Origin of the sequence: Nonomuraea sp. LPB2021202275-12-8 (assembly GCF_037044575.1) — a bacterium.
Taxonomy (GTDB): Bacteria; Actinomycetota; Actinomycetes; order Streptosporangiales; family Streptosporangiaceae; genus Nonomuraea.
In genome coordinates, this window is sequence record NZ_JBAHWD010000006.1 from 239,119 (window position 1) to 262,226 (window position 23,108).

The 23,108-nt window shown below is 72.2% G+C and carries 16 protein-coding genes; 10 read left to right on the plus strand and 6 right to left on the minus strand.

Translation table 11 applies throughout. The annotated features are described in order from the left end of the window. The 3 genes from V5E28_RS14340 to V5E28_RS14350 are packed head-to-tail and all read right to left on the minus strand — an operon-like array spanning position 1 to position 3,181. Positions 1-1,284 (minus strand): vWA domain-containing protein, encoded by a 1,284-nt coding sequence (locus V5E28_RS14340; protein ID WP_336207344.1) that lies wholly within the window; start codon positions 1,282-1,284, stop codon positions 1-3. Beyond that, positions 1,281-2,681: a hypothetical protein gene (locus tag V5E28_RS14345; RefSeq protein WP_336207345.1), complete on the minus strand. Its 1,401-nt coding sequence runs from the start codon at positions 2,679-2,681 to the stop codon at positions 1,281-1,283. The genes V5E28_RS14340 and V5E28_RS14345 overlap by 4 nt, the downstream gene beginning before the upstream one ends. After that, entirely contained in the window at positions 2,681-3,181 is a 501-nt protein-coding gene (locus V5E28_RS14350) for a hypothetical protein (protein ID WP_336207346.1), read from the minus strand. The genes V5E28_RS14345 and V5E28_RS14350 overlap by 1 nt, the downstream gene beginning before the upstream one ends. A gap of 121 nt (positions 3,182-3,302) precedes the next feature. On the opposite strand from V5E28_RS14350, the gene V5E28_RS14355 reads away from it, so the two are divergent. Both V5E28_RS14355 and V5E28_RS14360 read left to right on the plus strand, forming a co-directional pair. Next, entirely contained in the window at positions 3,303-5,585 is a 2,283-nt protein-coding gene (locus tag V5E28_RS14355; protein WP_336207347.1) for a glycoside hydrolase family 95 protein, read from the plus strand. A 63-nt stretch (positions 5,586-5,648) separates the two neighbouring features. After that, complete coding sequence (locus tag V5E28_RS14360; RefSeq protein ID WP_336207348.1) at positions 5,649-6,443, plus strand: intradiol ring-cleavage dioxygenase; 795 nt, start codon at positions 5,649-5,651, stop codon at positions 6,441-6,443. Positions 6,444-6,450: 7 nt separating this feature from the next. Here V5E28_RS14360 and V5E28_RS14365 read toward each other — a convergent pair whose 3' ends face one another. Next, the gene (locus V5E28_RS14365; protein ID WP_336207349.1) at positions 6,451-7,017 is read right to left on the minus strand and encodes a hypothetical protein; all 567 of its coding nucleotides are present in this window, start codon (positions 7,015-7,017) and stop codon (positions 6,451-6,453) included. 108 nt (positions 7,018-7,125) lie between these two features. Here V5E28_RS14365 and V5E28_RS14370 point away from each other — a divergent pair, with 108 nt between their 5' ends. Genes V5E28_RS14370 through V5E28_RS14385 form a run of 4 tightly spaced genes read left to right on the plus strand, consistent with a single transcriptional unit; the run spans position 7,126 to position 13,987 of the window. Then, on the plus strand, positions 7,126-8,145 hold the full coding sequence (locus V5E28_RS14370; protein ID WP_336207350.1) for an endonuclease domain-containing protein: 1,020 nt from the start codon (positions 7,126-7,128) through the stop codon (positions 8,143-8,145). Between the two features lie 3 nt (positions 8,146-8,148). Beyond that, positions 8,149-8,793: a hypothetical protein gene (locus V5E28_RS14375; protein WP_336207351.1), complete on the plus strand. Its 645-nt coding sequence runs from the start codon at positions 8,149-8,151 to the stop codon at positions 8,791-8,793. Next, positions 8,790-11,876 (plus strand): helicase HerA domain-containing protein, encoded by a 3,087-nt coding sequence (locus V5E28_RS14380; RefSeq protein WP_336207352.1) that lies wholly within the window; start codon positions 8,790-8,792, stop codon positions 11,874-11,876. Before V5E28_RS14375 ends, V5E28_RS14380 begins: the two co-directional genes overlap by 4 nt. A gap of 38 nt (positions 11,877-11,914) precedes the next feature. Then, complete coding sequence (locus V5E28_RS14385) at positions 11,915-13,987, plus strand: WD40 repeat domain-containing protein (RefSeq protein WP_336207353.1); 2,073 nt, start codon at positions 11,915-11,917, stop codon at positions 13,985-13,987. 6 nt (positions 13,988-13,993) lie between these two features. On the opposite strand, the gene V5E28_RS14390 is transcribed toward V5E28_RS14385, so the two are convergent. Continuing rightward, positions 13,994-17,716 carry a S8 family peptidase gene (locus V5E28_RS14390; protein WP_336207541.1) on the minus strand — a complete coding sequence of 1,241 codons (3,723 nt, stop codon included), beginning with the start codon at positions 17,714-17,716 and terminating at the stop codon, positions 13,994-13,996. 358 nt (positions 17,717-18,074) lie between these two features. Between V5E28_RS14390 and V5E28_RS14395 the strand changes: the two genes are divergently transcribed. The 4 genes from V5E28_RS14395 (at position 18,075) to V5E28_RS14410 (ending at position 22,572) form a co-directional block, all read left to right on the plus strand. Then, a complete protein-coding gene (locus V5E28_RS14395) occupies positions 18,075-19,793 on the plus strand; it encodes a discoidin domain-containing protein (RefSeq protein WP_336207354.1) in 1,719 nt (572 codons plus the stop codon). Between the two features lie 16 nt (positions 19,794-19,809). Next, positions 19,810-20,658, plus strand: a complete 849-nt coding sequence (locus V5E28_RS14400; protein WP_336207355.1) for a DUF1996 domain-containing protein — start codon at positions 19,810-19,812, stop codon at positions 20,656-20,658. A 135-nt stretch (positions 20,659-20,793) separates the two neighbouring features. Then, positions 20,794-21,903 carry a class I SAM-dependent methyltransferase gene (locus tag V5E28_RS14405; protein WP_336207356.1) on the plus strand — a complete coding sequence of 370 codons (1,110 nt, stop codon included), beginning with the start codon at positions 20,794-20,796 and terminating at the stop codon, positions 21,901-21,903. 63 nt (positions 21,904-21,966) lie between these two features. Then, entirely contained in the window at positions 21,967-22,572 is a 606-nt protein-coding gene (locus V5E28_RS14410) for a VOC family protein (RefSeq protein ID WP_336207357.1), read from the plus strand. Positions 22,573-22,595: 23 nt separating this feature from the next. Here the strand turns inward: V5E28_RS14410 and V5E28_RS14415 are convergent, their stop codons facing one another. Then, positions 22,596-23,021 carry an ATP-binding protein gene (locus V5E28_RS14415; protein ID WP_336207358.1) on the minus strand — a complete coding sequence of 142 codons (426 nt, stop codon included), beginning with the start codon at positions 23,019-23,021 and terminating at the stop codon, positions 22,596-22,598. Positions 23,022-23,108 lie beyond the last annotated feature (87 nt).

The following is a 23,108-nucleotide window of genomic DNA, read 5'->3' on the forward strand; positions in this document are numbered from 1 at the left end:
CTAGTTGAGGAAGCTCTTGAGCTCGAGCACGAGTTTGCGGATGTGGCCCGAGATCACGGGCGTGCCCAGGTCCTTCAGTTTCTGGCGGAACCAGGGGTCCACGCTCTGATGGCCTGAGCTGTTCACCGAGCCGACGGGGATCAACTTCACCCCTGACCGGTGGACTGCCTCGAACTCGGGTTGCAGGTCGCGGTTGTCGTAGAAGTCGGAGATCCACACCATCGCGGTGTTGCGCGGGTCGATGATCTTCGGCCGGGCCTGGGCCATGGCGACCATGCCGTTGGTGCCGCCGCCGAGCCGGGTGCGCAGCAGCACCTCGAACGGGTCGTGCACCCACGGGGTCAGGTCGAGGGCCCGCGTGTCGTAGGCGATCAGGTGGACGTCCACCTTGGGCAGCCCGGCGAAGATCGACGCGAGGATGGTGCAGTTGACCATCGCGTCCACCATCGAGCCCGACTGGTCCACGACCACGATCATCCGGGCCGGGATGGTCCGCTTGGCGGTGTGCCGGTAGTACAGGCGGTCCACGTACAGGCGCTGGTCTTCCGGACTCCAGTTGGTGAGGTTCTTCCAGATCGTGCGCTCGATGTCGAGGTTGCGGAACACCCGCTTCGGCGGCACCGACCTGTCGATGGTCCCCGCGCTGGTCTGCTGCACCTGGGTGCGCAGCACCTCGGCCACCTCGTCGACGAACCTGCGGATCAGCGCCTTGGCGTTGGCCAGTGCGACGCCCGACAGGTTGTCCTTGTCGCGCAGGAGCTGCTCGATGAGGGACATGCTCGGGGTGAGCTGCCTGGACAGCGCCGGGTCGGCGAGCACCTCGCGCAGGTGCATGCGGCGCACGAGGTCGCTCTCCAGGCCGCCGAGCACCCCGGCCAGCTCGCCCCGGCCCGGATGGGTACGCAGCTCGCCGGGCTCGCAGCCGAGCGCCTGCTCGAACCAGCCGGCGTCCTGCTGCCAGCGGGCCAGGGCGGTGGCCGAGACGTTGCCCGAGCCGGTCGCGAACAGGTTCAGCAGCAGCTTGGAGGCCAGCGCGGCGGTGCGGGCGCGGTCCCGGGGCTCCTCGCCGGTCATCAGGCCCTCGAACTCGGGGCCTAGCTCGGGGAAGCGCTGCACCAGGCTGTCCACCGACACCGACGGGTCGAGCAGCGCGGCGGGCAGGCCTAGGTCCTCGACGACGGCGACGCCGGCCGCTTCGAGCGACGGTTGCTCCTCGGCGTCGAACACGCGGGCCAGCAGCCGCCAGAGCAGCACCTGGCGGCGGTTCTCCTCTGATGTGGTCATCGGCGCAGCAACCGTCCGGCTCGTTCGCGCAGCACGGCCACCGCGTCGCCCGATCTGGCCAGCGACTTGACGACCTTGGGGTCGGTGGGGCCCTGCGCCCAGTCGCCGTTGTGGGCCGCGACCGGCTGGCGTTTGACCGTGGCCTGGACTCCGAGCGGCTGCAGCAGCCACCGGCCGCCGTCCCAGCGCAGCAGCCCGACGCAGGCCGTGGAGGCGGCCACGAGCTGGGGGGTGAGCGGGCCGCATGACGGCAGGCGGTCGGTGGTGATCGCCAGGGTGCCGCCGTCCAGCTTGAGGGTGATCTCGCCGTCGCCCTTGACCGTGGTGTAGCCCTCCACGAGCACGGGCTCGGCGATGCGGGCCGGGTGGCGGTCGAGTGGCGGCGTGGCCGGGGCGAGCGCGCCGGCCAGCAGCACGCGGGCGGTGGCGAACGGGTCGGCGGGCTCGCCCGTGACGGCCCGGTCGTCGTGCCACACCAGGTCGCCGCTGCCCAGCAGGGGCATGTCGGTGAGGTCCAGCGCGCGCTGCCCGGCGAGGGCGCCCATCAGCACCGGGTGGCCCTGGAGCAGGCTCCACACGGCCGGTCCGGCGATCGTGTCGACCTTGGTCGCGGAGGCGGCGGTGCGGACCAGCCGGGGCTCGCCGCCGCCTGCGGGCTCCAGGATGCCGTGCACCTGGACCTGGACCACGGTGCCGTGCTCATGCACGTCGGCGCCGAGGATCAGCAGCCGCCCGGACACCGGCGTGCCCTGCTCGGGACCGCCGAGCCAGCCGGGCTGGGAGAGCAGCAGCGCGCGCGTCCACAGGTCGGCCCAGCGCCGGGCGGGCAGCCGCGCCATCGTCGCGACGGGCGAGGAGGCCCTCAGCTCCTCCGCCAGCCCGTCGAGCAGCACCGCGAGCCGCCGCATGGCGGGCTCGGCGAGCAGTGCCTCCACGGTCTGGTCGGAGGCGGCGACGAGGTCGTGGCCGACGCCGCGCCATCCGGTGATGGCGAGCTCGTGCAGCCAGGACCGGCAGCCGGCCAGCAGGTTGTCCGCCGGAGCGGCCCCGCTCACCGGCTCCGCCCACGGCGCCCGCGCCCGTCCGAGCGCCTCGTCCAGCCGGGCCAGCAGCGCGTCGTGCGCCGAGCCGAACAGCGCGGCGCGCGCCCCGGCCAGCGCCGTCAGATGCTCTCCGGCGACGGAGCCCGCGGCGATCTTCCCGGCCGCCTCGCCGGTCCGGTCGCCGAGCGGCGTGGCCGCCACGGCTCCGGCCAGGGCGGTGACCGCCTGCGCGCCCTGCTCGCCGAGCCGGCCGAGGCCGTGCGCGAGCGCGTCGTCGAAGGCCGTCACCAGCTCCAGAGCCTCCCCGACGCCGGGCGGGTCCTCGGCCAGCGCTGCCAGCTGCACCGCGAGCATCAGCGCACCGCCCCGGAGGCCGGGAACCAGTGCAGCTCCGCCAGGGGCGCCGTGGTGACGGGCAGCTCCAGGTAGGCCAGGTGGCGCAGGAAGCGGCTGAACACGACGGCGGCCGGGGCCGGCTCGTGCTGACCGGCCAGGCGGCTCACCAGCTCGGATCCGGAGGTGATGCCCTCGCCCTCGACGCGCAGGTAGCGGGCGACCCGGTCGGCGCCGTACTGCACCACCGCCTCGTCGACCAGCGACCGCAGGTGCTTGCAGGGGGCCCCGAGCAGGCCGCCGCACGGCCGGTTGTTGTTGGTGCTGCAGTTGTAGGCGTGGGTGCCGGTGGCGATCGAGGAGACGTACACCCGCCCGATGTCCGAGCCGCTCGACACGACTCCTTGCAGCCGCCCGTCAGCCAGCTCGACGAAGGGCACCTTCGCCAGCTTGCGCGGCTGCAGTGGCGGCACCACACGCATGACGCTGCTCTGCTCCCACGCGGTTGGGTCCGCGGTCACGATCCTCGACCTCCAGCACAAGGCGGCTCGGGCTGATCAATGATCCGGAAACCTACCGGAAGCCACCGACAGAGTCGGCCTTTATCCGTACGAAGATCGCGCCGGTAGGATTCCGGCCATTGTGAGCAATTCGTTGGTCCTCTGGTACGACCGGCCCGCCTCCGACTGGGAGAGCGAGACGCTGCCCATCGGCAACGGCGCGCTCGGCGCGACCGTCTTCGGCACCGTGGCGACCGAGCGCCTCCAGCTCAACGAGAAGACCCTGTGGACCGGCGGGCCCGGCGAGGAGACGTACCGCCACGGCGACTGGCCGGAGCCCCGGCCGGGAGCCGTCGAGGAGGTCCAGCGGGTCATCGACGAGCACGGCCGGATGGCGCCGGAGGACGTGGCCGCGCTGCTCGGCCAGCCCGTCACCGGGTTCGGCGCCTACCAGAGCCTCGGCGAGCTCCTCCTCGACGTGCCGGGCGCCCCGGCGGCTCCGGAGTCCTACCGCCGCTCGCTCGACCTCGGCACGGCCGTGGCCACGGTGACCTACCGGGACGCGGACGGGGTGACGTTCACCCGTGAGTACCTCGCGAGCCATCCGGCCAACGTGATCGCCGGCCGGATCGGCGCCGACCGGCCGGGCCGGGTGAGCTTCGCCCTGCGGTTCGCGGGCGCGCACCCGGGAGCCGAGACCGTCACCGCGGCGGGTGGCCGGCTGCGGATCCGGGGCGCGCTGCCAGGCAACGGGCTGGTGTACGAAGGCCAGGTCCAGGTGCGTGCCGAGGGCGGCAGCCTCACCCGCGACGGCGACGCGATCGTGGTCAGCGGCGCGGACAGCGCGACGTTCGCGCTCTCCGCCGCGACCGACTACGCCCCCGTCCACCCCGCCTACCGGGGGGAGGACCCGCGGGCGAAGGTCACCGCGGCCGTGGACGCCGCCGCCGCCCGGCCGTACGACGAGCTGCGCCGGGCGCACGAGGCGGACCACCGGGCGCTGTTCGGCCGGGTGCGGCTGGACCTCGGCCGGCCGCTGCCGAGCCTGCCCACCGATCGGCTCCTCGACTCCTGCACCGGCGCCCCCGAGGACAGCGCGCTGGAGGCGCTGTACTTCCAGTACGGCCGATACCTGCTCATCGCCTCGTCGCGGCCCGGGTCGCTGCCCGCCAACCTGCAGGGTGTCTGGAACGCCTCCAACACCCCGCCCTGGGACGCCGACTACCACACCAACATCAACATCCAGATGAACTACTGGCCGGCCGAGGTCACCAACCTGGCCGAGACCGCGGAGCCGTACCTGGACTTCGTCGAGGCGCTGCGCGAGCCGGGAAGGCGGACCGCTCGGTCGATGTTCGGCACCGAGGGATGGGTGGTGCACCAGAACACCAACCCGTTCGGCTTCACCGGCGTGCACGACTGGCCCACCTCGTTCTGGATGCCGGACGCCGCCGGCTGGCTGGTCCGGCATCTCTACGAGCACTACCTGTTCGGCGGGGACGAGGCGTTCCTGCGCGAGCGGGCCTATCCCGCGATGCGCGAGGCGGCGCTGTTCTGGCTGGCCAACCTGCGTGCCGACCCGCGTGACGGCACGCTCGTCGTCTCCCCGAGCTACTCGCCGGAGCACGGCGACTTCACCGCGGGCGCGGCCATGCCGCAGCAGATCGTGTGGGACCTGTTCACGAACACGCTGGAGGCGGCCGAGATCCTCGGGCTCGACGCGGGGCCGTGCGAGCGGCTGCGCGAGGCGCTGGACCGGCTCGATCCCGGCCTGCGGGTCGGCTCGTGGGGCCAGCTCCAGGAGTGGAAGGCCGACCTGGACGACCCGCGCGACCGGCACCGGCACGTCTCCCAGCTCTTCGCGCTGCACCCCGGGCGGCAGATCACCGACCCCGAGCACCTCGAGGCGGCCAGGGTCACGCTCGCCGGGCGTGGCGACGGCGGCACCGGCTGGAGCAAGGCCTGGAAGATCAACTTCTGGGCGCGGCTCGGTGACGGCGACCACGCCAGGAAGATGCTCAGCGAGCAGCTCAGGCTCAGCACGCTGGCCAACCTGTGGGACAGCCACCCGCCGTTCCAGATCGACGGCAACTTCGGCGCCACCTCGGGCATGGCCGAGATGCTGCTGCAGAGCCACACCGGGACCATCGACCTGCTTCCCGCGCTGCCCGCCGCCTGGGACGGCGGCTCCTTCGACGGGCTGCGCGCCCGGGGCGGCCACACGATCGGGGTGAGCTGGGAGCACGGCGGCCCCACGGAGATCCGGCTGACCTCGGGCAGCGGCGAGACCGCCCGGCTGCGCAGTCCCGCGCTGGGCGGGCGCTCGCGCGTCGAGCCCTCCGGCGCCGGGCACAGCGTGGCGGACGGCGTGCTCACGCTCCCCACGCGGGCCGGGGCGAGCTACCGCATCATCCCGCTCTCATGAAGTGTTGACACTGTACGAAGCCACGTTCCCCCAGCCTTGGCTCCCCGAGCCGGAAGAGACGTCATGGGACACGATCACGAGGGTCAGCGGGTCAGCCGGCGCACGTTGCTCGCCGGCGTCAGCTCCATCGGGCTCGGCAGCCTGCTCACCGCCTGCCAGAACACCCAGCCGGTCACCACCTCGACCGGGGCGGCGGTGACCCCGCGGGCCACCACCACCGGCGATCTCACCTCCCTGTTCGCGGACGCCGGCACCTGCACGCTCACCCCCGCCGCCACGCAGGGCCCCTACTACTTCGACGCGGACAAGATCCGCTCCGACATCCGCGAGGACAAGCAGGGCGTCCGGCTGCGGGTGGCCGTCAGGGTCCAGGACAGCGAGACCTGCCGGCCCCTCGGCGACGCCGTGGTGGAGATCTGGCACTGCGACGCGGGCGGGCTCTACTCCGGTGCCGAATCGCAGTCCACCGGCGGTGCCGGCTCCCCACCCGGCCCGGACGGGGAGCTGACACCGACGGACGACGAGCGCTACCTGCGGGGCGCCCAGGTGACCAACTCCGACGGCATCGTGCAGTTCACCACGATCTGGCCGGGCTGGTACCGGGGCCGCACCGTCCACATCCACGCCATGGTGCACTTCGGCGACGCTCGCGTGCTCACCACCCAGGTGATGTTCGACGAGGCGCTCAACGCGCAGGTGCTCGCCCGGTCCCCCTACGCGGCCCGGTCCGGCCGCGACACCCGCAACGACGACGACGGCATCTACCGCGAGGAAATGCTGCTGAAGGTCACCGAGGAGGACGACGGCTATCTGGGCGCGATCGTCTTCGCCGCCGACTCCGACCGGGACGGCGGCTGACGGCCGATCAGCTCGTCGCCGCCACCTTGCGCAGCTCGGCGAGCTGCTGCCAGCTCAGCACGGCGCTGGCTCCCAGCAGCGTGACGCCCGAGAGCACCCCGCTCACGAACGGCACCCACGCGATCGCGGACGTGCCGGCCATGACGAATCCGGCGATCCCCAGCACCGTGGGGACGACGCCGGGCACCAGCATGCTGGGCGCCTTCCACACCGGCGCCAGCGCGACGAAGTGCGCGCCGACGACGAACGCGATCCAGGCGACGTTCACCTGCGCCGGCACCCCCAGGGCGCCCAGCACCGGGAGCCCGCCGAACAGCAGGACCACCTCGATGCCGACGATCACCAGGTACGCCTTGCCGAACATCGGCCCGCCCGCCTGCCCGCTCTGGGGCACGGCCCCGGTCTTGATGAGCTTGCCCGCGACCATGTACACGAAGATGACGAACGCGAGCGCGACCCCCGCCGCCACCCGCAGCAAGATCCCGGCCGTCGACGGCAGGGGCTCGTGCGCGTTGATCGCGACGAAGAGCATGCCGAAAACGGCCCCGACCAATAATCCGATAAGGCGTTGCATGACGGGCGACTTTACACCTCGCCTCATCGTGCCGTTCCGGGTGGCAGAGCAGGCCTGCGGCGTATAGCGTCGCAGCGTTGTCACAGTCGGACTTGGGGGCGGCGAACGGTGCGTTCCTGGGCGGCGTTACCGGTCGGCAGGGTCGTTCGGCTGGAAGGCGCCGACGCGGACGCCGTCGCGCAGGCCATCGATCCCCTCCCCGAAGGCTCGCCCGCGATCGTCACCTACGCCGCCGTCGAGGCCCGCTCCGCCACGGCCATGGTCACCTCGGTCCTGGACGAGCTGGACGCGGCCGCCGTCGCCCTGTTCCCCGCCTGGCTGCCCGGAGCCGAAGGCATCGACGGGCCGGGCGGCGCCAACGTGCCCGCCGTACGGACCCTTGCCCTGCGCAGGGCGTCGGCCGGTGAGGACTTCGGCCCCTTCCTGGCCGAGCTGGCGGAGCGGGCGCTGACCGGGCGGCCCTGCGAGTTTTCCCCCGAGATCAGGGCCGCGGGGCTCGCCCGGGTCCTGGCCGCCGGCTTCGCCAGGTCGCGCACGTCCCTCCTGGTCCGGGTGCCCGACGGGCTCTCGGCGGCAGGTCAGGAGGTGCTGGTGGCGGGCTGCGAATGGCTCGCCCACCGGGGCGGCTTCGGCGTCTGGCTGGTCGGGGCCGAGCTCACGGCGGTGGATCGGGTGGCCAGGGTGCCGTTCACGCTGCCGGGCAGGGCCCCCGAGGCTCTGCCGCCGGGCGGCGCCGGGATGCCCACGGCGGCCATCACCTATCCCCCGGTCGCCGGACGGCCGCATCCGGCCAGTCCCAGCGAGCGGGCGCTGGAGGCCGCGCTGTCCCCGTGCGGCTGGGCCGCGGGCCGCGCATGGAACCAGACCCTGCGCCCACATCCGCTCGCCGGCCCGGTCCGGGTGGACCTGATCTGGCCGGCGGAACGCTGCGTCGTGGAGGTGGACGGCCCCGACCACCGGGGCGCGCTCAAGTTCGCCGACGACCGCGGCCGGGACGTGCGGCTCCAACTCGCCGGTTACGCCGTGCTCCGCTTCACCGATTCCCAGGTGTTGACCGATACCCAGGGTGTCGTCCGCCAGATCGAGCTGTTCCTTCAGGACCGGCGTCGTATCACTCGAGAAGGATGAAACATGTCAGAGCAGAGGCTGTCGCTGCCCGAATTCTCGGCGCTGGTCGTCCTGGCCGTGGAGGCCGGTGAGATCTCCAACACCGAGCTCAAGGAGCGCCGCGGCCTGACGATCGACGGGCGGAAACGACTCAGGCTGAACGAGCTGAAACTGGTCGAAAGCTGGAAGCGGGGCCGCACGTTCGTGCACGTGCTGACGGACCGCGGCTGGGCCCGCCTGGCCGAGGACCTGCGCGCGGGCTCGATGCCGGCGATGACCGGCTCCGCGGGGGTCGTCGCCCGCGCGCTGCTCGACTGGCTGCCCGCCTATCTGAAGCGCTCCGACCAGCGGCTCGCGGACGTCTTCCAACCCCTCGACGCTCCTCCGACCGATGACGCGCCGCCTGCGGACCTGGAGGCGCGTGTCCGCGCCGCCTACGCCGAGCTGGCCCCCGAGCCAGGCTCGTGGGTGGGTCTCGCCAAGGTCCGCTCGCTCCTGAGCGACGTGCCGCGGGAGCGGGTCGACGAGGCACTGACCCGGATGGAACGCCTGCGGGACGTGAACCTCGTCCCCGAGTCGAACCAGCGAACGCTCACCCCGCAGGACCAGGAAGCGGCGGTGATCATCGGCGGTCAGGACAAGCACCTGCTGTGGATCGGTGAGGCATGACAGGCGCCGAAGCCCTCGCCGCCCTGAGCTTCAACTACACAGAGGGCGCTGACGACGTCTGGAACCCCTCGCCCTTCCACGTGGAAGGCCTGCACGGAGACTCGACCAAGATCCTCCTCGACGGCCTGGCCGAAGCGCGAGGCCGGCGTGAGGGCAGCCCCATCGGCGTGGTCGTGCAGGGCCAGCGCGGCACCGGCAAGACTCATCTGCTCGGCTGGCTGCGAGAGGCGACCCAACGGGAGAACGGGTACTTCGTCCTGGTCGGCCTACTGGACGCGAAGGGCTTCTGGGAGAGCACCGTGGTGTCGATCCTGGACAGCTTCTCGCGGGCGGGTGAGGACGGGGAGTCGCAACTGCGGGTGTTCCTGTCACGTCTGGCGTCGGCCGTGGACGTGTCGAGGATGACCCGGCGGGCGGTGACGGGCAGGAAGGCCCTCACCCGGGACGAGCTCGACACCTTCATCGGCGCGCTGCGCCGCTTCGACGAGCCGGTCGGCCGCTGGTGCCAGGACATCGCGCGGGCGCTGGTGCTGTTCGCCTCGGTCGACCCGGGGATGCAGGACATCGGCGAGGCGTTCCTGTACTCGATGCCCGAGGGTGAGCCCGGAGAGCGGGCCCGATGGGGCATCCGGCGGATCGACAAGACACCGCAGGAGATCGTCGGGGACATCTCGCGCCTGCTGGCGCTGACCGGCCCGATCGTCATCGCCGTCGACCAGCTGGATCCGCTGATCGCCCAGTCCAGAACCTCGACGGACGGGACCACGGGCCACGAGGGCGGCGAAGCACTCCTGCTGGAACGGGTGGCGGGAGGCCTGATGGCGCTCCGGGAGGTCACGCGCAGGACGCTGACGGTCGTCTCCTGCATCCCGGCCACCTGGACGTTCATCGAACGCAAGGCGGTCGACACGGTCCGGGACCGGTTCCGGCAGGCCGTGCAACTCATGACCATCCCCGACGCCGAGACCGGCCGCGAGCTCGTCGCCAAGCGGTTCGACGTGCAGTATCGCTCGGCCGGGATCGAGCCGCCGTACCCGACCTGGCCGGTGCGGCCGGAGGCGTTCCAGGGGGCTCCCGGGTTCACGCCACGGCAGCTCCTGATCACGATCGACGCGCACATCCGGTCCTGCCTGCTGGACGACGAGGTCAGAGAGCTGGAGAGCTTCGCCGGAGCGACCGCCATGCCGCAGGGCCCGGCGCCGGTCGCCAAGGAGCTTCCCGAGCCGGCGGCGCTGGCCGAGCTGGACGCCCGGTTCGCCGCGTTGCGCGACGGGGGGCAGCCGCCGGTGATCAACGGCGCCACCGAGGACGTCCAGATGCCCGCTCTCCTGGCGGCCGGGCTGTCGGCGTGGATCGCCGAGCAGGGCGAGAGCGGCCTGGCGTTCACCGTGGACCCGCCGCCGAGCGCGAAACCGCCGCTGCACGCGCGGCTGCGCCGCAGCCTGGACGAGACCACCGAGGACGAGGCGCACTGGGGCTTTCGCGCGGTGACCGCGGACAACGCCATCGCGGCCCTGAACCGCGTGCGCAAGGCGTCGGTGGCGGCCGGGCTGGACGCCGAGGTGCCCAAGAGGCGGCTGTTCCTGCTGCGCGGGCAGGACTGGTCCAAGGGCGCCCGCACCCGGGAGGTCATCGCGGCGTTCGAGCGCGCGGGTGGCAGGACGCTGGCGTTCGGCCACGACGACCTCAGGATCCTCGTCGCGCTCAGGGAACTGCTCGCCGAGAACCCGCCTCACCTCACGGCCTGGCTGGCCGCCCGCCGACCGGCGGGTGACGTCGCCTTCCTCAAGGAGGCGCTTACGGAGGTCTGGAGCGTTCCCACCCCGAACATGCCGGCGGTGGAGGCGCCGTGCGCTCCCGGCATCCCCGTCGGCAGGGCGATCGGCACCGGTGCGCCCATGAGCGTCTCGTTGGAGGCGCTCAGAAAGCACACCGCGATCTTCGCCGGCTCCGGCTCCGGCAAGACCGTGCTGATCCGGCGGCTGGTCGAGGAGTGCGCGCTGCAGGGGGTCTCCGCCATCGTGCTCGACCCCAACAACGATCTCGCGCGCCTCGGCGACCGGTGGCCGCAGGTGCCGCCGGGCTGGGAGGACGGCGACGAGCTGAAGGCGGAAGCCTATCTGGCGGGCACCGAGGTGGTGGTCTGGACTCCGAGGCGGGGGGCGGGCCGCCCGCTGAGCTTCCAGCCGCTGCCCGACTTCGCCGGCGTGGCGGCCGACCCCGACGAGTTCGCCGAGGCCGTGGAGGTGGCCGTCGCCGGCATCGCGCCCCGGGTCAAGCTGGACGCGCACACCAATAAGGCCCAGCTCGGGCAGGCCGTGCTCAGGAAGGCTCTGGAACGCTACGGCCGCGGCGGCGGACGGAGTCTCAAGGGCCTGGTCGCGCTGCTGTCCGATCTGCCGGACGGGGTGAGCGAGCTGGCGAACGCCCACCGCATCGCGGCCGAGCTCGCCCAGTCGCTGACCGCCGCGATGGACAACGACCCGCTGTTCGGCGGCGGTGGCGAACCGGTGGACCCCGGCCTGCTGCTGACCCCGTCGGAAGGCAGGCGAGCCAGGATCTCGGTGATCAGCCTGGTGGGGCTGCCGGGTGACGAGCAGCGGCAGAGCTTCGTCGGCCGGCTCCAGATGGAGCTGTTCGCCTGGATCAAGAAGCATCCGGCGGGTGACAGGCCGCTGGGCGGGCTGTTCGTCATGGACGAGGCGCAGACGTTCGCCCCCTCCGGCGGCCGGGTGACCCCGGCCACCCGCAGCACGCTGGCGCTCGCCTCGCAGGCACGCAAGTACGGCCTGGGTCTCGTCTTCGCGACCCAGGCGCCGAAGGGTCTGCACAACCAGATTCCCGGCAACGCCGCCACGCAGTTCTTCGGCCTGCTGAACGCCCCCGTGCACGTCAACACGGCCAAGGAGATGGCCCAGGCCAAGGGCGGCAGCACGCCGGACATCGCCAGGCTGAGCGCCGGCGAGTTCTACCTGGCGCTGGAGGGCCGCTCCTTCGAGAAGACCCGGGTCCCGATGTGCCTGAGCCACCATCCGAAGGCGCCGCTCACCACGGAGGAGGTCATCGCCAGGGCGGCCCGTTGAGCGCGGAACAATCGGGGGTGCGGCCGCATCTAACGACCGTGATCCGCATCCGGCGTCCTCTGGCCCTGCTCGCGGCGGTGGCGGCGTGCGTGCCGCTTCTCGCGGGCTCCGCCGCCCACCGCGAGGCCGCTCCGGTCGCCGGCGTGCCGCCCACCCTCTGGGCGGCTCCCGGCACGTGCCCGCCCGCCGTGTCCGCCGTGACGGGCGCGCCGGAGCCGCTGTCCACGGGCGGCCACACCGACGTCAGGACGGTCGGCTTCGGGCGGCTCGACGGCCGGCCGATCGCCGTGTCGGCCGGGGCCGAGGGGACGGTCAGGTTCTGGTGGCTGCCCGGCTTCCAGCCCGCCGCCGAGCCGCTTGACGGCACCGCCGCCGACTACGTGGACCTCGGTGGACGGCCCGGCGTGCTGACCGAGGGCGGCTACGGGGCGCGGCTGTGGGATCTGGCGGCAAGGCGGGTCCTGATGCGCTTTCCCAAGGGGTCGGTGTTCGCCCAGGGCCGCTATCGGGGCCGCGGCGCGCTGTTCGCCGCCAGGGGCGACACCGTACGGGTCGTGGACCCGGCCTCGGGGGCGGTGCTGCGGACCATCCGCACCCGTGGCGCGGAGGCGATCGCCGCCGGCACGCTCGGCGGCAGGGAGATCCTGGTCGCCTACGAGGGCGAGGAGCGCCCGTTCCGCGTCTGGGACCTCGTTACCGGCCGCACCTCCGGCAGGGGCTTCCACCTGGGCGACGAGTACGCCACCCCGGACTGGATGCGGATCACCGAGATCGACGGCCGCGGCGTCCTGCTCGTGCGCTCCTACCTGGGCATCCACCGGTTCGACCTGGCCCTCCAGACCGGGCGGGGGATGCTCGCCGAGGCCGGGGAGAACGACGAGGGCGATCCGGTCCCGTACGGCGCCTCCGCCCTGGTCGCCGGCGCCGGCGGCCAGGTGCTCGCGCTCGGCCGGCTGACCAGCGACCCGCAGGTGCTGCACAGGTCGGTCCCGGCGCCCACGGTCCTGCGCGGCATGGACGGGAGCGACCTGGGCAGCCTCGAAGGCCACCGGGGCGCGGTCACCGCGCTCGCCGGGGGCGAGCTGGACGGCAGGTCGGTCCTGCTCAGCGGCAGCGTGGACAGCACCGTCCGGCTCTGGGACGTGCGCGCCCGCGAACAGGTGGGCGGCCAGAGCCCGGAGGGCCCGCCCGACGGCGTCGAGCGGGCCGCGTTCGCCGAGCTGGACGGCCGGCCGATCGGCGTGACCGCCGAGGCGGACGGCACGGTCCGGACCTGGGACCCGGCCCGCCGCGCCCCGGCGGGCCCGCCCATGCGCCCGGCGCGCGGCTCCGGCGGGGAAGGCGGCGTCTCGCTGGCCACCGCCGACCTCGACGGCGTCCCCGTCGCGGTGACCACCGGTTACCCGAGGACGGTCACCGTGTGGAACCTGCGGACCGCCACCGAGCTCGGCGGCCTCCCGGTGCCGGACAGCCCTGGCTCGCACCTGTGGATCGGCGGAGTCGTGGTGGAGCGGCGCGCGGCCGGTCCGGCTGCGGTGGCGCTCCAACCGGGTGACGGCGGCCATCTCGTGCACACCTGGGACCTGCGGACCCGCCGACTCCTCGACTCCTTCCGCCTGGCTCCCATGGGCGGGAGCCTGGTGGTGATCGGCGGGCGCGCCTTCGCCATCCTGCACGACGCGCGGCGGGTGGAGATCTGGGACGTCGCCGCCGAGCGGCGGGTCTCCGCCTTCGCCGTGCGGCCGTCGTCAGGCGAGCTCTCGATCCGTCACGTGGGCGAGTTCGGCTGCCGTCCGGCGCTCCTGGCCGCCGGCGGGAGCGGCACGGTGCGGATCCTGGACCCGCTGACGGGCGCGGACCTGGCGCCACCGGTAGAGGTGGGAACGGGCGACCGCATGTCGATCGTGGGCGCGGCGACGCTGGGCGGGCGCACCCTCGCCTGGGTGGAGACGGGACTCGACGACGAAAGCTCGCACCGGCTCTGGGACCTGACCGCGGGCCGGCCCCTGGGGAAGGCGCTGGACGAGGTGCGTTCCAGCGCCTTCGCGGCGTACGACCGCTACGTGATCACCGGCGGGCCGGAGCAGGGGATCCTGCTCTGGCCCCGCTGAGGCGGCTCAGCGCACCGCGTAGGCCCTGATCACCTCCTGCGCGAGGCTGTTGCCGGCCGTGTCGGTCGCGTTGAGCCGCAGCGAGACGAACTCCGAGGTGGGCTTGTCGAGCTTGGCCTCGTAGTTCTTGCCGCCCTTGGCCTTCAGCCGGGTGGCCTGCCAGGTGGCGCCGTCGTCGTAGGAGACCTCCAGGGAGACGTCCTTGATCCGGCTCTGCTCGGCGCCCTCCTGGTGGGCCAGGGTCAGGCCGAGCTCGGTGGAGCGGGCCCGGTTCTTCAGGTCCACCGGGGCGTCGTAGTTCACCGTCAGCAGCGGGATCACCGTGGTGTCCTCGGCGTGTGCCGAGCCGAACGTCCACACCGAGCGGGTGCGCGTGGACAGCTTCGCCCAGGCGGACTCGTTGACGACGTCGTACTCGATCCGGTAGGCGGCCTGCTCGGCCGGCAGCGCCACGGCTTCCGAGGGCAGGAAGTCGGTCTGCTGCAGCAGCGTGTCCCCCTGGTAGAGGCGGAAGTCGGTCTTCATGCCGTGGTCGAACAGGCTCGTGTACGTGCTGCCGAAGTTGCCGGCGGAGTCCACGAACCCCTGCATGGAGATGCGCAGCCTGTCGCCCTCCCTGCGCAGCGGGTTGCGCGGGTTCACACCCGGCAGCACCGGCTGCTTGAACCAGGTCTGGTCGACCCGCTCGCCCGCCTTGTAGCTGCGGAAGTCCTGCTGCGACAGGGTCATGCGGGCGATCTCGGGGTGCGGCCACATGTTGTTGTATTCGCGCTCCGGGCCCACCGCCGTCGAGGTCCAGCGCACGTCGGGGTCGGGGGTGACGTAGTCGGTCCGGGTCCGCGGCGTCCCGGTGAGGGGACGGTTGGTGGAGATGGACAGGGTGTCCCACGGCTCGTAGGCGAACCGCGCCTCGTTCACGGTCACGCCGTCGGCGAGCTGGCTGTGGTAGCCCACCTCCACCTTTGCCTGCGACCTGGCCCGCACCACGTACTTCAGCGAGGCGGGCACCCGGCCCTTCTCACGCAGGTAGAGGTCGTAGGCGTACGGGCTGTCGGGGATGCCCTTGGCCAGGACGGGCACGGGCAGCTTGCGCAGCCGCTCGACCAGCTTGAGCCCTTCCTCGTGGCTGAGCCGCACGGTCGGGACGGCGAGCTTGACGCCGCTGCCGCCGGTGCTGATGTCGACGCCGGGCCGGTCGCTGTAGATCGCCACCATCTTGGCTCCCGCCACGGCGGCTGCGTTGGACTGGGTGGAGACCGGCACGCCTTCGGTGCGGCGGATGACGGCCAGCTTGCCGCGCACGCGGGCCGCCGCGATCTCCGCCGCGGTGCCCCGCCCGGCGTCGGCCGCCACGAGCAGCGAGGTCCCGTCCAGGCGGGGGTACTCGTCGGCCAGGTCGCTGAAGTACACCGGGTCGTAGTAGTCGGCGTTCAGGTCGAGGCCGAGGGCGGACAGGGTGATCGCCGGGGCCTCCAGCCGCCAGCGGGTGGCGACGGTGAACTCGCCCTTGGTGACCTTCTCGGTCGGCTGGACGAACAGCCGCTCCTCGATCTGCCCTCCGGGCGAGATGTGGGTGCCGCCGCGCAGGGCGGCCCCCTGCTCACCGGAGCGGTACCACATGAGCTGGGCCGCGGCCCCCATGTTGCGCTTGGTCTTGTGGTCGGGGGTCTCGACCTTCACCTCGACGGCCTTGCGGGCGTCGAGCACGACCTCGGTGTCCTCGGTGATCTCCATCTCGGGATCGCCGACGAGGCTCTCGTGCAGCGGCTTGCCGCTCGCGGTGCTGTCCTCGGTGGCCGGCATCGTGAAGATGTGGCCGAGCACGGAGTAGGTGCCGGGGGTCACGAGCAGGCAGGTGCCGCTGCCGTACTTCTGCTCGGTGCAGGGCTGGGCCGGGTCGCCGGGCAGCACGCGTCCGACGAGGGTGCCTTCGTCCAGGTTCAGCACGGTGAAGCCGCCGCGGGCGTCGCGACCGTCCCTGGCGATCCCGCGCACTCTCAGCTCGACGCGACGCTGCTCGACGCTCGCCGCCAGGAGGGTCCTCACGGTGCCGCCCCCGGCTGCGCTCGCGGTGAGCTCCTGCCTCAGCAGGCGGGGGTCGGCCGCCTTGATGCCGACCTTGATCTCGGCCTGTCCGGCGGCGGGGACGGTGATACGGCTCGGCTCGACGGTGAAGGCGTCACCAGCCGACAGGTCCAGCTCGACCGGGGCCTGGCCGAGGTTGCGGTACGTCACCGCGACGCTCTTCTCCTCGCCCTCGGCGAGCCTGCCGAAGTTCACCGAGCCGGTCGAGGCCACGACCGTGCCCTTGAGCGCGGCGGCGACGTCGATCCGGCCGGCGCCCTGGGAGTCCACCGGGATGTCGGCGCCGGGCTTGGCCGTGCCCGTCAGCAGGGACTTCAGCTCGGGGCCGGTGATGCCGGGCCTGGCCTGGCTCAGCAGTGCCGCCGCCCCGGCCACGTGCGGGGTCGCCATCGAGGTGCCGGACATCGCGACGTACGGCTGGTCCTGCGTGGTGCCGCCCGACCGGGCGGCGGTGATGCTCACGCCCGGCGCGGTGACGTCGGGCTTGACGGCGAGGTCGGCGGGGATGGGGCCGCGGTTGGAGAAGACGGCGAGCTGGTCGTCGCGGTCGACGGCGCCGACGGTGAGCGCCTCGGGCGCGTCGCCCGGGGTGCCGACGCAGCCGTCGCAGCCGTCGTTGCCGGCGGCCACCACGAAGAGGGTGCCGTACTGCCGTGACAGCTCGGAGACGGCGGCGGTGAGCGGGCCGCCCGAGTCGGGGCTGCCGAGGCTCATGTTGACGATGCCGGCGCGCTTGTCGGCGGCCGCCCACTCCATGCCGTCGATGATCCACGAGAGCTGGCCGCTGCCGTCGCCGCCGAGCACCCGGCCGTCGACGATGCTGGCGCCGGGGGCCACGCCCTTGCTGCGGCCTTCGGAGGCGGCGCCGGTGCCGGCGACCGTGCCGGCCACGTGGGTGCCGTGGCCGTGCGGGTCTCCGGCGGCGTTCTCGCCGGTGAAGTCACGCCGGTCGGCGACCTTGCCCGCGAGGTCGGGGTGCGCGGCGTCGACTCCGGTGTCGAGCACGGCCACGGTCGTGCCGGTGCCGTCGAAACCGGCCGCCCACGCCTCGGGCGCGGAGATCTGCGGGACGCTGGTCTCCAGCACCGGCCGCACCTTGCGGTCGAGCCAGATCTTCGCGACTCCGGCCAGCGGGCCGGCCGCCCGGATCGCCGGTCCGGCCGCGGCGAGGCGGGCCAGTTCCGCGCCGAACCGGCCCGCCTGCGCCGCGGCCACCGACACCCCGGCGCCGTCGATGCTCTCCAGGGTGCGCAGTTGCTCGACGGCCGGGATCGCCGCCTTGGTGGAGTTGCCCGCGTAGGTGAGGATGAGCGGGATGGAACCGCCGTAGCCGTCCTGGGCCAGCTCGGTCACGTTGAACAGCGCCGTGTCCAGGCGTTCGGGCACCAGGGCGGCCACGTCCTCGGGGATGACGGTCACCTCGCCGCCGGACTCCAGCACCTGGAAACTCGGCACCGAGCCGTCCGCGCGCGGCGCGGGCGTCACCGTCACGGCGTGGTGCTCGCCGTCCACCGCGCGGACCGCCACCCGGTCGCCGGTGACCAGGGTGATCTCGTCAACGGCCGCGAACCCCGTCGAGGCGGTGTCGGCGCCCGCGCCGGGCACCGCGAGCACCGAGACGGCCAGCACGGCCGAGGCGGCCATCACCGTCCCTCTCCGCAATCGTCCCAAGCCCCGCATTGACGACCTCCAAGATTTCGGTAAGGAAAGCTACCGAATTCCTAGTCGTCCTGAACTGGCGGTGTCTATGAGGTTGATGTGGCCAAATCCCGACTTGTCGTGAATCCGCCACACAAGTGGATCATCTGGCGGCGGCTCCGCGCGGCCGCGACCGCGGCAGCCTCGGGGAACGCGCAAGAGAGAACATAGAGAGCGCTCTCTCGCGCACTTGTCAGATAAGAAAGATGTTCCCTACCCGTTGAAGCGGGCCTTGACAGCCGTTCATGACAAGTTCAATGTCCTGTTCAGGGAGCGCTCCCCCCGCTTCTCCAAGGAGACGTCCGTGAGTCCACCCCGCCGTCCCACCCGCTTCGGGATCCTCGTCGCCCTCGCCATCGCTCTGATCGCACCCGCGCTCGTCGCCCTGCCCGCGTCGGCCGCCGCCGCGCTGCTCTCCCAGGGCAGGCCCGCCACCGCCTCCTCGACGGAGAGCGCGGCCTTCCCCGCCTCCGCCGCCGTCGACGGCGACCCCGGCACCCGCTGGTCCAGTGCCTTCGCGGACCACCAGTGGATCCAGGTGGACCTCGGCGCCGGCGCGTCGATCACCCAGGTGGTCCTGCGCTGGGAGGCCGCCTACGGCACCGCCTTCCAGATCCAGGTGTCGGCCGACGGCAGTGCCTGGACCACCGTCCACTCCACCACCAGCGGCGCCGGGGGCACCCAGACCCTGGACGTATCGGGCACCGGCCGCTATGTCCGCCTGCACGGCACCCAGCGCGCCACCCCGTGGGGCTACTCGCTGTGGGAACTCCAGGTGTACGGCACAGCGGGCGATCCCGGCGGCGCGAGGCTGCTGTCGTACAACAAGCCCGGCTTCGCCTCCACCTCGCAGCACGACGGCAACTGCTGGGAGTGCACCCCGGCCAGGGCCTTCGACCTCGACCCCGCCAGCCGGTGGGCGACCAGTCCGGGCAACGGCTGGACCGACCCTGGCTGGATCTACGTCGACCTCGGCGCGACCGCCCAGATCAGCAGGGTCGTGCTGCAGTGGGATCCGGCCTACGCCCGCTCGTTCCAGATCCAGGTCTCACCCGACGCCGCCACCTGGACGGCCGTCTACTCGACCACGACCGGCACCGGCTTCAAGCAGACCCTCGACGTCACCGGCACCGGCCGCTACGTCCGCATGTACGGCACGCAGCGGGCCGGCGCCTACGGCTACAGCCTGTGGGAGTTCCAGGTGTACGGCACCGGCGGCTCCCCCACCACGCCGCCCGCCCCGGCGCCGGACCCGGCCGACCCGCCCGCACTCGTCTGGCACGACGAGTTCGACGGCCCGGCGGGCACCAGGCCGGACGCCGCCAAGTGGAGAGCCGACCCGGGCACCGGCCCGAACAACGAGCTGGAGTACTACACCAACCATGACAACGCGGCCATGGACGGCCAGGGCCACCTCGTCCTGGAGGCCCGCAAGCAGGCGACGCCCGGCTCCAGTTGCCCGACCGACCCGCTGACCGGCAGCGGCACCTGCCAGTACACCTCCGCCCGGATGAACACCGGCGGCAGGTTCACCTTCACCTACGGCCGCGTCGAGGCCAGGGTCAAGGTCCCCAAGGGAAACGGGCTGTGGCCGGCGTTCTGGATGATGGGCGCCGACTTCCTGACCGGGCGGCCGTGGCCGTACAACGGCGAGATCGACATCCTGGAGGTGCTCGGCAAGGACGTGAAGACGGCCTACTCGACCGTGCACGCCCCCGCCTACAACGGAGGCGGCGGCATCGGCGCCCCCTACACGCTGCCGGGCGGCGCGGACTTCTCCGCCGACTTCCACGTCTGGGCCGCGCACTGGGACAGCAGGGGCATCGTCTACAGCCTCGACGGCAGGACGGTACTCACCCTGAGCAAGGACGAGGTCGAGCGCACCCGCGGGCCGTGGGTCTTCGACCACCCGTTCTATCTCATTCTCAACCTCGCGGTCGGCGGCGACTGGCCGGGACCGCCCGACGCCGGCACCCCCTTCCCCGCCCGGATGCTCGTCGACTACGTGCGGGTCTACCAGTGATCCCATCGGAGCTGCCATGAAAGCCCTACGACCGATCCTCGTCCTGACCATGCTGGCCGCCCTGCTGGGCGCGCCCCTCGTGCAGCGTCCCGCCGCGGCCGAGCCGGTACGGGTGGCGGAGTTCCTCGCCGACTGCCCCTACAGCCACCGCCTGCCCGACGACCCGATCGTCTTCCCCGGCCTGCCGGGCGCCTCCCACATGCACAGCTTCTTCGGCAGCCGCGTCACCAACGCCCACACCACCCTGGCCGACCTGGAGCGCGGCGCGACGAACTGCAACCCGGCCGTGGACAGGTCCTCCTACTGGGTGCCGACGCTCTACAACAACGGCACCCCGGTCGAGCCCGCCATCACCACCTTCTACTACCTGGGCGAGGGCGTGCGTCCGGACATCACCGCCCGGATCCAGCCGTTCCCGCTCGGCCTGCGGATCGTGGCCGGAAACGCCAAGGCCACCGGTCCGGACGGGACCACCATCGCCCGCTGGTCGTGCCTGCACGCCGGCCACGTCCCGCCGTCCAAGGACTTCGTCACCTGCCCGTCAGGCACCATGCTGGAGTCGTACCTGGACTTCCCGCAGTGCTGGAACGGCCGCGACCTCGACTCGGCCGACCACAAGAGCCACATGGCCTACCCGGTCGGCGACCAGTGCCCTGCCGGCCATCCGGTGCCGGTGCCCAAGCTCCGCCAGGTGCTGCGCTATCCGGTGAGCGGCAACCCGGCGGGCTTCCGGCTGGCGTCGGGAGGCGGCTTCACCATGCACGCCGACTTCTTCAACGCCTGGCCCGTGGCGGAGCTGGAACGCCGGGTGCGCGACTGCATCCGGCCGATCATTAAGTGCGGGGCCGACGGCCGCCCCTCGTAACCCCCTGGCAGGGCAGGCCGCGGCGCGGCTTGCCCTGCTCTTACCACTTGGAGATGGTCTGCAGGCGATCGCAATGGAATAGTCGGAGACGGTCGGGGCAATACCTGCGGCATTCGGCTGCTTGAGGGGTTTGCAATGGTCTCTGCTCGGCGTCTGCTCGGCCGGCTGGCATACGGCTCCCGCTACAACCGCGTGCCCTGGGGGCAGCGGGTCTACGTCCGCCCGGGCGAGAGGCTGGCCCGGGAGGCGCAGTGGCGGTGGCGGCTGCGGCGCGCCCCGGTCATCTCGCTCGACGACTATCAGGCGGACATCCCGCTGGAGGAGATCGAGGAGTTCCTCAGCTGCATGATGTGCGGCGAGCCGAGCCAGCAGCCGCTGTTCGAGCCGACCGGCGGCAACAAGTGGCGCTACCGGGTCGTCCGCTGCCCCTCCTGCGGCTTCCTCTACCGCAACCCCAACGTACGGCCCGAACGGCTCGGCGACCTCTACTCCACCGGCTACAGCAACTTCCTGACCGGCAAGTACGCCGCCAACCGGCAGCGCCGCTACAACCTGACCATGCAGGCGTTCTCCCCCATCCTCGACAAGGGAGAGGGCCGGCGGCTGCTCGACTTCGGCTGCGGCGCGGGGCTGTTCCTGGAGCTGGCCGAGCAGCGCGGCTTCGACGCCTACGGGGTGGACCTGTCGCCCGACTCGGTCGACCAGGCCAACGAGAGGCTGACCCGGGCGCGGGCGTACTACGGCGCACCCGAGGACGTGCCGGAGATCGCCGGAGGCGGCTTCGACGTCATCACGCTCTGGTCGGTGCTGGCGCACCTGCCCCGGCCGCTGGACGACTTCAAGAGGTTCCGCGACCTGCTCGCGCCCGGCGGGGTGCTGCTCATCCTCACGGTCAACGCGCGCTCGCTCCTGCTCAAGGCGTACGGGTCCGCGTGGAGCGGCTTCACCAAGAACCACCTGATGTTCTACTCCTCGCAGACGCTGCCCACGCTGTTGCGCCGCACCGGCTTCGCGGGGGTCGGCTACGCCCCGCACTACGGCGACACCATCGAGGCGGGCACCACCCGCCTGCCGCCCTCGCTGCGGGAGCGCCTGCGGCGCACGGTCGAGGCCACCGACGGCGGGAACATGATGCGCGCGATGGCCTTCGCCGACGAGGAGGCGATCACCCGCTGGGGAGGCTCGCTGAAGGTCGAGCACCTGCGGGAGCGCGGCGTGCACGCGCCACTCGACCTCACGCACTGAGCGGTTTCTGGGGGCAGCAGGACGTGGCTGCGGGGAGATAGTTGAAAGGCATACTGTTGCCCCATGGCCGCAACCCCAGAAACGGTGCACTGGCGGGGCGTGCACCACCTAGCCCTCGTCACCTCGGACATGGACGCCACCGTCCGGTTCTGGCACGGCGTGCTCGACGCCCGCCTCGTCACCACGCTCGCCATCCCGGCTTTCAAGCACTACTTCTTCGAAGTGGGAGCCGGCAACACCATCGCCTTCTTCGAGTACACCGGCCAGGAGCTGGACAGCTTCGCCAAGCCGGCGGGCGTCCCCTACGCCAAGGCCGCCCAGTTCGACCACCTGTCGATGAACCTGCCCGACGAGGAAGCCCTGGTCCGGCTCCGCGACCGGCTGAAAGAGCACGGCTGCGAGGTCACCGACGTCGTGGACCACGGCTTCCTGCGGTCGATCTACTTCAGCGACCCCAACGGCATCGCGCTGGAAGCCTCCTGGTGGACCATCGACCCGACCGGCAGGCCGGTGGACTACGCCGACGAGCGGCTGTTCGCCGACCCCGATCCGGTGCCCGCCGTGCGCGAGCTGCGCGAGAACGGCCGCCTGACCCACACGGTCAGCACCCGCCTGGTGGACGGCATCGTCGAGGACCTGCGCCGTGAGGGGATCACCCTGAAGCGCTGACCGCGAGCCCGCCAGACAGGACATCAACGCGGCAGGGCGAACCACGTCGCCTTGCCCGTGTGCTCGGGACAGGTGACGTAGCGCTGCGGGTGGCAGCCGTAGAACCCCTCGGACAGCGCCGCCACGATGTGCAGGCCCCTGCCGCGCTCGGAGCCGTCGTCAGGGGTCCGTGGGGCGGGCAGCGGCTTACCGCTGTCCACCACCACGCACACGATCTCCCTCGCGTCGGCGTTCACCGCCAGCTCGTACGGCGCGTCGCCGTACAGCAGCGCGTTGGTCACCAGCTCGCTGACCATCAGCACGGCATCGTCGACGAGATCGGCGTCCAAACCGAGCTCGGTCAGCACCCCGCGGATGCTCATCCTGGCCTGACCCACTGCCTTGGCGTCGTCCGGCAGCGGCCACGCGTACTGGGTGCGGCTCTGCGGCGCTGATCGCAATGTGGTCATGGCTACTCTTTCCTGAGCGGAGCGAAGGCGCTGTCCTCAAGCTGTACGAAGACAGGAGGCCCGCGGGTTGAATCTTCGGGTGTCCCG

What these genes read in the sequence shown, in the direction of transcription:
- V5E28_RS14340 (WP_336207344.1), bottom strand. Translation starts at nt 1,284, where the DNA reads ATGACCACATCAGAGGAGAACCGCCGCCAGGTGCTGCTCTGGCGGCTG.
- V5E28_RS14345 (WP_336207345.1), bottom strand. Translation starts at nt 2,681, where the DNA reads ATGCTCGCGGTGCAGCTGGCAGCGCTGGCCGAGGACCCGCCCGGCGTC.
- V5E28_RS14360 (WP_336207348.1), top strand. Translation starts at nt 5,649, where the DNA reads ATGGGACACGATCACGAGGGTCAGCGGGTCAGCCGGCGCACGTTGCTC.
- V5E28_RS14365 (WP_336207349.1), bottom strand. Translation starts at nt 7,017, where the DNA reads ATGCAACGCCTTATCGGATTATTGGTCGGGGCCGTTTTCGGCATGCTC.
- V5E28_RS14375 (WP_336207351.1), top strand. Translation starts at nt 8,149, where the DNA reads ATGTCAGAGCAGAGGCTGTCGCTGCCCGAATTCTCGGCGCTGGTCGTC.
- V5E28_RS14380 (WP_336207352.1), top strand. Translation starts at nt 8,790, where the DNA reads ATGACAGGCGCCGAAGCCCTCGCCGCCCTGAGCTTCAACTACACAGAG.
- V5E28_RS14390 (WP_336207541.1), bottom strand. Translation starts at nt 17,716, where the DNA reads ATGGCCGCCTCGGCCGTGCTGGCCGTCTCGGTGCTCGCGGTGCCCGGC.
- V5E28_RS14400 (WP_336207355.1), top strand. Translation starts at nt 19,810, where the DNA reads ATGAAAGCCCTACGACCGATCCTCGTCCTGACCATGCTGGCCGCCCTG.
- V5E28_RS14405 (WP_336207356.1), top strand. Translation starts at nt 20,794, where the DNA reads ATGGTCTCTGCTCGGCGTCTGCTCGGCCGGCTGGCATACGGCTCCCGC.
- V5E28_RS14410 (WP_336207357.1), top strand. Translation starts at nt 21,967, where the DNA reads ATGGCCGCAACCCCAGAAACGGTGCACTGGCGGGGCGTGCACCACCTA.
- V5E28_RS14415 (WP_336207358.1), bottom strand. Translation starts at nt 23,021, where the DNA reads ATGACCACATTGCGATCAGCGCCGCAGAGCCGCACCCAGTACGCGTGG.